We start from the raw sequence: 9635 nt of genomic DNA on the forward strand, positions 1-9635 counted from the left end.
GCTTGTCGCCGAAGCTCTTCGGCTTCGGGGTCGGTGTCGGTGTGAGGTGCGGGGTCGGGGTGGGTGTGGGGGTGGTTTTCGGGTTCGGCGTGGGGGTCGGCTTCGGTTTGGGCTTGGTGTTGATGTCGGGGGTGTCGAACTTCTTGTTGAACTTCGCCCCGTTGCCCGTGATGTCCTTGAACGGGTTGTGGCCGTTGAAGATGTTCTTGAGGTTCTTCTTCAGGTACTTGCCGACGTCCGTGAGCAGGCCGTGGAACAGGCCGGTGAACGCGCCGAAGACACCGTCCTGGACGATCTGCGACCAGTCGAAGCCGTGCGGGCGGCGGCCCTTGGGCGCGCCGAGCATCATGGCCAGCCGTACCGCGAAGGTGGTGAACGCCTCTTCGATCGCCTCGGTGAGGCTCGGCAGCAGATGCGTCTTCTTCAGCAGCCAGTCCATCAGCGTGAGAATGGCGACCCGGCTGCGGGCCTTCGCCACCGCGGCCTGGCTGGAGGCGGACCCGCCGGTGAACGCGGACAGCACCGCGATGACCATCAACTCGATGAGCAGCCGCACCAGTTCGGCGATGATCTGCCACTTGGACTCCATGATGTCCATGGAGGACTTGGTGCGGGACTGCCCGATGCCGTCGAGCTGGTCGGCGAACTCCTTCAGGTAGTTGACGCCGTCGCTGTCGAGGAACATGTGCATCGCGCGCACATAGTTGTTCCCGACCTGCGGCGGCAGCGCGCGCCCCACCCCGCCGGCGGTCTGCTCGATCAGGTCCGAGAGGTCACGCATACGCCGGCCCAGCCGCTCGTACGGCTTGCCGTTGGCGTAGGCCATGTCCTCGTCGGCCTGGAGGAACTTCTCGCCGATGAGCACGAACAACAGGTTGTTCAGCTGGGGCGTCGCGTGGATGGTCATCAGGGGCGGTCCGCCGCGTCAGTGCTTTCCGTTGTGCGAACCGGTGTTGGTGTCGCCCGTGCTGGAGTCGTGGATGGCGTCCAGTACGCCGTTCTGGGTGCCCAGCACGCTCTTGAGGTTGGTGAGGGTGCCGTCGCCGATGCTGACGATGGCCTCGGACAGGGACGAGCCGGTGGTGACGGACCCCTCCCGCTGTTCCTTCTCCTGCGGGCGCATCTGCTTGGCGAAGTCGTCGTCGTGTCCGGGCCAGCCGGAGGTGGACGACACATCGGTGATGAACTCGCTGATCATCTCGTTGGCCAGCCGGCTGATCTGCTCGATCTGCCGGGTACCGGCGATGAGCGCCGCCGGGCTGGCGGAGTAGGCGTTCGACATCGTCTTCTCAGTCCTCCGGGTCTTCGCTGATCTCGTCGCGGAGCCGGCCGGCCCCGCGCCGTCGGCCGCCCTTGGGGCCCTCCAGCACACCGGGCCCGAAGATCTTGTTCCAGTCCACGTCGAAGCCGGCGATCTCGGGCGCCTCGGGGTTGGCCTTGGTGAACGGCTCGAAGGTGGCCATGACATGGCGGGCCATCCGGGCCCGGGCCTCCTGCACGGCCTCCAGCACGCTCGCGGCGAGCTGACCGGCGGGCATGGTGCGGTACTTGTCGTCCAGGAAGGTCAGCGCGCGCAGGTCGCCCTGTGCGCTGACGGTCACCTCGACGGCGCGGTCCGCGGAGCGCACCGTGCTCTCGGCGTGGGCGAGTTCGCTCTCGGCGCGGGCCACCGCGGCCTCGGTGGCCTCCAGTTCGGCCATCGCCTTGGCCAGCCGCTGCTCGATCGACTCACTGCTCATCCGGCACCTCGTGCGCTGTCCCGGCCCCGAATTCCCGTGTCCGGTCCCGTGTCCGGTCCTGTGTCCGGTCCCGTGTTCATCGGCCGATCACCGCCGGCGAGCCGCCCTCGTCCGTGCCCCAGACGTCCTCGTCCTCGGTGAGCCACGCATCGCGGGCGCGGTCGCCGCTCTCGGTGGAACGGCCGTTCTGGCCCGCGCCGTTGCTGCCGGGGCCGCCCACCGGGTACGGGGCGCTGGACGTGGTGGGCCGGGTCAGCACGACGTCCTCGTCCTCGTCCACGGATGCGGCACGGGTGTTCCGGCCGCGTCGGGTGGAGGTGTTGGACGGGTCGGTGAGGACGGCCCGGGTGCGCTCGGTGTTGCCGCCCTGTCCGCCGCCTCCGCCGCCCATTCCGCCGCCCATGCCTCCCATGCCGCCCATCCCCATCGGGTTGAGGGGGGTGCCGCCGCCCGACGCGCTCTGGGCGTCGGTGGAGGCGGCGGCGAGGGTGCTGGTGTCGAGGGCGTCGGAGCGCAGCGCGCCGCCGGTGTAGGGGGTGCTGTCGTAGTCGTCGTAGCCGCTGTCGAGGCCCGAATCCAGGCCGCCGCCGGACGTGTTGAGGCTGCTGCTGCCGCCGAGGCCGCCGCCGTTGGGGCCGGTCGTGGTCGTGTTCAGGCCGCTGGTGTCGAGGCTGCTGCCGTTGTTCAGTCCGCTCGTGTCGATGGTGCTGCCGTTGTTGAGGCCGCTGGTGTCGATCGAGGACGAGGGGAGGCCGGTGCCGTCGATGTCGGTGGTGGTCGTGTGGCCCGAGGGGTCGGTGGTGGTGAGCGCGCCGGTGTCCGGGTTGAGGGTCTGGACGGAGCCGTCGGGGAACTTCGTGGTGAGGGTGCCGTCGTTGTTGAGCGTGGTGGTGGAGCCGTCCGGGTTGGCGAAGGAGTCGCCCGGGTTGAGGTGCGAGGTGGTGACGTTGCCCGAGGGGTCGGTGACGGAGATCTGACCGGTGTCCGGGTTGAGGGTCTCGGTGGAGCCGTCCGGGAAGTGGGTGGTCACCGAGCCGTCGGCGTTGAGCTGGGCCGTCGAGCCGTCCGGGGTGGTGAAGGAGCCGGCGGTCGGGTTGAGCTGCGACAGCGAGGTGGTGCCGTCCGGGTTGAGCGTGCTGACCTGGCCGGTGGTCGGGTCGAGGGTCTGGCTCGTGCCGTCGGGGAACTTCGTGGTGAGGGTGCCGTCGTCGTTCAGGGTGGTGGTCGAGCCGTCCGGGTTGGTGATGGTGGCGCCCGGGTTGAGCTGGGAGACGGAGGTGGTGCCGTCCGGGTTGGTGGTGGTGACCAGGCCGGTCGACGGGTCGATGGTCTGGGTGGAGCCGTCCGGGAACGTCGTGGTGAGGCTGCCGTCGCCGTTGAGCTGGGTGGTGCCCCCGGTCGGGGAGGTGAGCGTGGTCGAGCCGTCCTTGGTGGAGTCGCTGCCGGGGTTCAGGAGCGACGGAGTCAGCAGACTGCTGGCGAGGTTGCTCAGGTCGTTGCCGCCCGAACCGTCGTTGTTCAGAAGGCTGTTGCTGTTGAGGTCGTCGAGTCCGCTGCCGACGTTGTTCAGGCTGTTGCCGAGGTCGTCGTTCAGGTTGTTGAGGCTCGAGTTCAGGCCGTCGCCGATGTTGTTGAGGCCGTCGTTCAGGTTGGTGCTGAGGTTCGTGCCGAAGTTATTGAGGCCGTCGCCGATGTTGTTGAGGTTGTCGTTCAGGCCGTCGTTGAGATTGTTGAGGTTGTCCCCCAGGTTGTTGAGGTTGTCGTTCACGTTGTCGTTGAGGTTGTTCAGGTTGTCGCCGAGGTTGTTGAGGTTGTCCCCGAGGTTGTTCAGGTTGTCGTTGAGCTTGTCGTTGGCCTCGTTCGCCTTGTCCTCGGCGATCTCGTTCTCCTCCTTCTGGAGGACTTCGGAGAGCGTCTCGTTGTTCTTGTTCTTGACCTCCTGGGCGAAGGCGTCCTCGACATCGGCCCAGGCGTTCTTCACATTGCTGAGCGCATCGATGGACGGCTGCTTGAGCAGGGAGTCCGCGTGGTCCGACCAGCTCTTGACGGCGGCGTCGGCGACCTTCTGCCAGGTGGTCTTCTGGGTGAGGTCGCCGTACTCGGGGACGGTCTGCTTGAACGCGTCGGTGGTCGAGTAGGTCGTGACGGCGGTCTCGCCGGCGGCGGTGGTCTCCTCCAGCACGTGGTTGATGTTGTTGTTGATGACCCACTGACTGATCTCGTCGAGGATCTTCTTCACGTGGTAGTGCGGGTCGTGCTGACCGTCCGACGCCCAGTTGCTCCACGCGGTCTGCAGGTCGGTGATCGCCTGCTTCAGCGCCTGCTGCGCGGCGGCCAGTGCGTCGCTCAGCTTCGACTTCGGGACGTAGCCGCCGAGGGTGGTGTTGGTCGCCGTGTAGTCGCTGCCGCCCAACTGGGAGACGTAGCCGTCGTAGTTGGTCTTCAGCTCGTCCAGCAGATGCCAGAAGAGGCTGGCCGCCTTGCCCTTCCAGGCCGCCTGGTCCTCGCCGAGCGAGGTCATCCACTGGTTGACGATGTCCGAGTGGTCCTTGAAGAACTGCACCACCCGGTCGAAGGACTGCCCGGTGGTCTCGAAGGACAGCATGTCGACGGCGTTGGCGTCGACGACCGACAGCCCGCTGTACGAGAAGCCCTGCGTCGAGTACGGCGACACCAGGATGTGGTCGAGGACCAGCTTGCTGCCCGAGATGTACTGGGCCATCGGCCCCGAGTCCCACTGGACGTGCGAGTACGAGCCCTCGAACGCGCCGCCGCCGACGATGTCCCCGCCGCTCCAGAGCGTGGCGCGGCCGTTCTCGTCGACGGTGACGCCGATCATCACGATCCGCGCCTTCTTCATCTCGACGCTGCTGTGCGCGCCGTCCCCGCCGGCGTCGTAGAAGGCAAGGTCGTAGTCCTCGCCGCTGTTGACGTGCCAGCCACCGATCGCCGAGTAGTCGGCCGCGGTCACCGACCTCATGTCCATGCCCTGGATGTCCATCCGGAACAGCTTGAGGTTGCCGAAGGAGTCGTCGTTCGAGCTGCTGAGCTTGGTGAACAGGCTCGACCGGGTCGGGATCGTATAGCCGGTGAAGTCGGTGACGGCCTGGGCGAAGTAGTCGTCCGGGTCGTAGGTGGGGGACCCGGAAGAAGGAGTGCTGTCGGCCATGGGGCGGAACTCCGCTGCTGGGAATGTGGGGGCGGGGACAGGGAGAGAGCGGGGTGCGGGGCCCGGGGATCGGCGGGAGTCGGCGGGCCCCGCACCGGCCTCAGGTCTTCGAGTCGCTGCCGCTCATGTCGCCGTCGACGGTGTCGAAGATGTCCAGCAGCTTCTCGCCGTCGATCGAGTCGAGGCTGTCGCCCTGGGTCTTCAGCAGCTTGGTGATCGTCTCGTCCAGCGCGTCGTCGATGTCGTCGAAGAGCGTCTTGTGATCGGTGAGGATCTTGTCCAGCGCGGTCGCCTGCGTCTTGAGCGCCTCCACGAGCGTGCCCCCGCCGACCGGGTCCGAGCTGTCGCCGCCGTTCATGAGGCCGATGCGCAGGATCTTGGCGAGGCCCTGGGCCGAGCCGGCACCGGTCTCGGCGATCAGGTTCTTCAGCGACCGGACGCCGGCGTTGTCCTTGCGGATGGCCAGCAGGTCGTTGATGAAGTCGGCGACGTCGGTGTTCTTGAAGTTCTTCAGCGCGGTCGAGTCGAGGTGGGTCAGATCAGCCATGGGTGCCTCCGCGGGCGGAACGCGCCGGACCTGGCGTACGGGCGCGGCGACGGAACGGGAAGGAGCCTGGACCCGCACCGACCGCGAGGAGACCGGTCGGTGCGGTGCGGCCGGCTCAGCGGCCGATGGTGACCTCGGACCACATCTGGCTGAGGGAGTTCTCGCTGTACTTGTAGCTGTTGGAGATCTCGTTGAGGAGCTGCGAGTGCGAGGTGAGCAGCGTCTCCATGTTCTGTACGGCGCCGTCCCAGGCCGCCTGCTTCTGGCGGTAGGTGTCGGCGTCGTTGCCGTACCAGGTCTTGGACAGCTCGCCGAGTTCGGCTTCGAGGTTGGACAGCGTCTGCGCGATCGCCTTGGTCTGCGCCACCATGTCGTCCGCGGCGTTGGACATGTGGTTGTAGCTGACGTAGATGACACCGTCGGACAGGTTGTCTGCCACAGCTTGCCTCTCTTACGCGATGGGGGGGACCGGACGTGACGGGGAGGTCAGCCGGCGAGCTGGTCGAAGGCCGACTGGGCCGCGTTGTACGCCTGGTTGATGGAGTCGTTCGAGGAGCCCTGGGTCTTGTTGTGTTCCACGAGGCTCTGGTTCAGCCGGTCGATGACGTCCTCGAGGTTCTTGAGGATGACGTTGCACTGGCCGTCCCACTGTGCGAGGAGCTGGCCGTACTGGCCGCCGTCGCTGCCCTGGTAGCCGCTGCCCAGGGCGGAACGGGTGCTGTCGACGTCCTGGCGGATCTTCACGATGCCGCTGAAGGCGCTCTCCAGGGCCTGGATTCCGTTCCGGGTCGAGCCTTCGCTTGACTGCTGGCCATCTCCAGCCATCGTCCCACCTTTCGCAAGTCGATCTACAGTACGAGTGCAACTGAGCCTAGGTTGACGGAAGTTGCGGGGGCAACGAACTGAGGAAGATCTGAGGTTGCATCCGGCTTACCGTCAAATGCTTTTACTGCTAGGCAACTTGACCGGAACACGAGCCTCCGCGGATTCCGGTTCTGGGCCTGTTCCGGATTGGCGTGAACACGATCCCGATCGGCGTGAATCCGTCAGTTCGCCGACGCGGAGAGCGAGTTGGGGTTCACGGACGACTGCGGTGCCCCGGCCGAACCGCCCACCGGGGCCCGTCCGGCGATCGCGGCCGGACCCGATCCGGTCCCACCGGGAACGGACCCACCGCTCCCACCGCTGCCGGACCCACCGGTCCCGCACTGCGCCGCCGCACCCGGCGCCTGTGCCGCCCCGCCCGAGTCCGAGGCGGCGGCCCGTGCGCTCAGCTCCGGCCCGGTCGGCAGCATCGCCAGCAGCGTGGACGGCACCTTGACCGGGGTCGCTCCGTCGTAGCCGAGGGCGGCGAGCGCGTTCGCGTCCGGGATGCGGTACTTCACACCGTCGTCGCCGATCAGGAACGTGGTGTCGCCGACCGTCTCACCGGCCGCGCCCAACGCCCTTGCCAGCGTGCCGTGTCCGGGCCGGGCCACCACCCGGTCCACCGGCACGCAGGCCGCGGTCAGCGCCGTCGGGTCGGCCTGCGCCGCCGGGGACAGCGCGGACTCGGCGACCCGGACCGAGGTCACCCGCACCTGCCCGTCGGCCGGGTCGACCTGGGCGCACACCGACTCCCCCGCCGCGAGCGCCAGCGCACTGGGCGGGCTGTCCGGCAGGCCGGCGACCGAGGGGTCCGTCCCTGCCGACCCCGGCGCCTGGTGCGCGCGCAGGTCGGAGACGTCGATCGTGACGACGTTCGGGGCCCCGCCGTCGTACGCCTCCGTGCGGGTGTCCGGATCGCCGAGGAGCAGCGCCGACTGGGTGTCCGTCACCGGGAGCAGGCCGTCCTTCTGCAGGAGGTACTCCTGGTTCCCTGAGCCCGCGACCACGCGGAAGACCTGCCCGATCCGGGTGGCCCGGCCGCCCAGTTCGGGCCCTGCCGTGCCGCGGCCCTCGACCTTCGGGGTGGCCAGGTCGGGGCCGGTCACCAGGGCGTCCAGGAAGGCCGCCGACACCGGGCGGGGGGTCACGGACGCGTAGCCGAGAGACTCCGCCGCGCCCGAGTCCTCGTCCAGCTCCAGCCGGCTGCCCTGCCACACCAGGTAGGTGTGCTTGTCCGGGCCCTTCACCACCAGCGCCGACTTCGCGCCGACCGAGGCGGTCTCCACCGGGGCGCCCGGCACGAGGGTCGTCTGCGCGCCGGAGCCCGTCGAGCAGACCTGCCACGGCGAGGACTCCAACTCCCCTGTCGACGGTACGGAGTCGGGGGCGCCGGTGATCCCGACGGGCCGGCCGACCGGGGTGCCCGCGAGTGACGCCGAGCCGACCGACGTGGTCTTCAGGTCGGCGCCGCCGATCAGCACGGCCGAGGCGTAGTTGCGCACCGGGCGCAGCCGGCCGTCGGCGTACAGGTAGCGGGCGCCGGTGTCCTTGTTGACGATCAGGGTGTCGCCGCTGCGCCAGGCGTCGTTGCCGCCCGGCCTGAGCAGCCCGTACACCAGCGCGCCACCGCAGACCAGCACGCCGACGATCAGCCCGACCAGCGCACCTCTGCTGGTCCGGCCCAGGGGGCTCTCCGGTGCGTCCGGGTCGGCCAGCAGCATGCCCGAGGTCAGGCGGCCCATCATGAACGTGTGCGCTTGCACCTGGTCGCGCTTCGACCGCACGCTTTCCTCCTGCTCGGTCGTTCAGGTTCAGGTTCTGGTCGGGTCGGCCCTCGCGGGCGGTCAGCCGAAGATGCCGCGAAGGGTGCCGAAGACACCCAGCAGCCACAGCGTCAGCGGCAGCAGGGCGATCGCCAGCAGGGAGTGCAGCAGTTCCGCCGCGCGGCCCCAGTACGGGACCAGGCGGCGGCCCGGTACGGTCCACACCGCGACCGTGAGCGCCGCCGCCACCGCGAGCAGCCCGGCGACCAGCAGGGTCCGCTCGGTGCCGGACAGGCGCAGGCCCCAGCCGAACGCGAGGAGCAACAGGCCCCAGGCGCCCGGGAGCACGAGCACCAGTCGCTGGGCCGTGTTGACCAGGCCCCGGCCGTGCAGGAGCAGCAGCAGCGACAGCACCAGGGCGACCAGCAGCGCCGGGAGACTGGGGCGGCGGGCCAGGGCGACCAGGCAGGCCGAGGAGAGCACTCCCGTCGCGCCGTAGAGCGCGGTCATCCACTCGCCGGCGAGTTCGGTGCGGATCGTCACGTCGTTGCCCCGGTAGGGCTCGATGCCCTCCTGCAACTGTTCCGGGGTGGTCGGCAGCGGGGGCATCCGCATCCCGGCGAACTTGAACGACAGCGAGGGCACCAGGCCCCCGAGCAGCACCGTCAGCGCGGCGATCACCCCGGCCGCGGCGGCCGGCCGTACGTCGAACACCGTCATCAGGGCGCCGCCGGTCGCCACGGCGAGCGCGACCAGTGCCGAGGCCAGGAACAGCGGGGTGCGGGTCGCGGAGGCCGCGAGGGCCAGCACCGCGCCGCCCGCCCAGGCCGCCGCCGCGCCCAACAGCCGTGCCCCCAGCACCTGGTGGGCCTGCGGGCCGCTCAGTTCACCGCCCGGCACCAGCCAGCCCGCGAGCGCGAGCGCCGGGGACGCCAGCAGCCCCAGGACCGCACCGGTCGCCGGATCGTCCACCGCCCGGCTCGCCGACGCGGCCCCGGCCAGCAGCAACAGGCCCGTTCCCACGGCGGTGGCCGCGCGCAGCGACGCCGGGGCGCCCGGCAGGGCCAGCAGGACGAGACCGGTCAGCACCGCCAGCGCGAGCAGGCCGCGCAGCAGCCGGCGGGCCGCCTCCGGGCTCCAGCCGTGCAGCCGGTCCCGGGTGACGGCGGCGATGCCGTCGACCAGGTCGTCGAGGCGGACTTCGGGCAACGCCTCGGTGCGCGGGCGGAGATGGAGCGCCTCGCCGTCGGTCAGTTCGAGGGAGGCGAGGGTCGCCTCCTCGTCGAGCGGCCGGCCGCCGAGGCGCTGGAGTATCCAGCCGTCGTGTTCGAGGCCGGTCTCCTCGGCCTCCTCGCCCGCGTACCGCAGCACCGTGGGCAGCAGGTCGGCCACGGGCACGTCGGACGGCACGGCGAGGTCGATGGTGCGGGCCGGTGCCCGCACGGTCAGATGGCACAGGCCGGTCACGGAAGTGTCGGTCATACCGGGGCTCACGTCTCCTGGACATCGAAACGGGGGCACGCGGCGCGGCGTGCCCCCGTTTCGATGTC

Annotated in this window: 8 protein-coding genes and 1 pseudogene; all 9 read right to left on the reverse strand. The window is 69.5% G+C overall.

Going from position 1 to position 9635, the window contains the following annotated elements; all coding sequences use genetic code 11:
- Window positions 1-907, reverse strand: a pseudogene (locus tag JHN45_RS47070) (hypothetical protein); the annotation flags it as partial.
- An 18-nt stretch (window positions 908-925) separates the two neighbouring features.
- On the reverse strand, window positions 926-1282 hold the full coding sequence (locus tag JHN45_RS47075) for a hypothetical protein (protein ID WP_200717344.1): 357 nt from the start codon (window positions 1280-1282) through the stop codon (window positions 926-928).
- Window positions 1283-1289: 7 nt separating this feature from the next.
- Window positions 1290-1739, reverse strand: a complete 450-nt coding sequence (locus JHN45_RS47080) for a YbaB/EbfC family nucleoid-associated protein (protein WP_200717343.1) — start codon at window positions 1737-1739, stop codon at window positions 1290-1292.
- A 76-nt stretch (window positions 1740-1815) separates the two neighbouring features.
- Window positions 1816-4908, reverse strand: a complete 3093-nt coding sequence (locus JHN45_RS47085; protein WP_201055558.1) for an AAWKG family protein — start codon at window positions 4906-4908, stop codon at window positions 1816-1818.
- A gap of 100 nt (window positions 4909-5008) precedes the next feature.
- Window positions 5009-5455, reverse strand: coding sequence for a type VII secretion system-associated protein (locus JHN45_RS47090; RefSeq protein WP_200717420.1), 447 nt, complete (start codon window positions 5453-5455; stop codon window positions 5009-5011).
- Between the two features lie 115 nt (window positions 5456-5570).
- The gene (locus JHN45_RS47095; RefSeq protein WP_019075403.1) at window positions 5571-5894 is read right to left on the reverse strand and encodes a WXG100 family type VII secretion target; all 324 of its coding nucleotides are present in this window, start codon (window positions 5892-5894) and stop codon (window positions 5571-5573) included.
- 47 nt (window positions 5895-5941) lie between these two features.
- Complete coding sequence (locus JHN45_RS47100) at window positions 5942-6280, reverse strand: hypothetical protein (RefSeq protein ID WP_200717421.1); 339 nt, start codon at window positions 6278-6280, stop codon at window positions 5942-5944.
- Between the two features lie 221 nt (window positions 6281-6501).
- On the reverse strand, window positions 6502-8106 hold the full coding sequence (gene eccB / locus JHN45_RS47105; RefSeq protein WP_201055559.1) for a type VII secretion protein EccB: 1605 nt from the start codon (window positions 8104-8106) through the stop codon (window positions 6502-6504).
- 60 nt (window positions 8107-8166) lie between these two features.
- A complete protein-coding gene (gene eccD, locus JHN45_RS47110) occupies window positions 8167-9567 on the reverse strand; it encodes a type VII secretion integral membrane protein EccD (RefSeq protein ID WP_200717423.1) in 1401 nt (466 codons plus the stop codon).
- Window positions 9568-9635 lie beyond the last annotated feature (68 nt).

Origin of the sequence: Streptomyces sp. MBT53 (assembly GCF_016654115.1) — a bacterium.
In the GTDB taxonomy this organism is placed as follows: Bacteria; Actinomycetota; Actinomycetes; order Streptomycetales; family Streptomycetaceae; genus Streptomyces.

What these genes read in the sequence shown, in the direction of transcription:
- JHN45_RS47075 (WP_200717344.1), bottom strand. Translation starts at nt 1,282, where the DNA reads ATGTCGAACGCCTACTCCGCCAGCCCGGCGGCGCTCATCGCCGGTACC.
- JHN45_RS47080 (WP_200717343.1), bottom strand. Translation starts at nt 1,739, where the DNA reads ATGAGCAGTGAGTCGATCGAGCAGCGGCTGGCCAAGGCGATGGCCGAA.
- JHN45_RS47085 (WP_201055558.1), bottom strand. Translation starts at nt 4,908, where the DNA reads ATGGCCGACAGCACTCCTTCTTCCGGGTCCCCCACCTACGACCCGGAC.
- JHN45_RS47090 (WP_200717420.1), bottom strand. Translation starts at nt 5,455, where the DNA reads ATGGCTGATCTGACCCACCTCGACTCGACCGCGCTGAAGAACTTCAAG.
- JHN45_RS47100 (WP_200717421.1), bottom strand. Translation starts at nt 6,280, where the DNA reads ATGGCTGGAGATGGCCAGCAGTCAAGCGAAGGCTCGACCCGGAACGGA.
- eccD (WP_200717423.1), bottom strand. Translation starts at nt 9,567, where the DNA reads ATGACCGACACTTCCGTGACCGGCCTGTGCCATCTGACCGTGCGGGCA.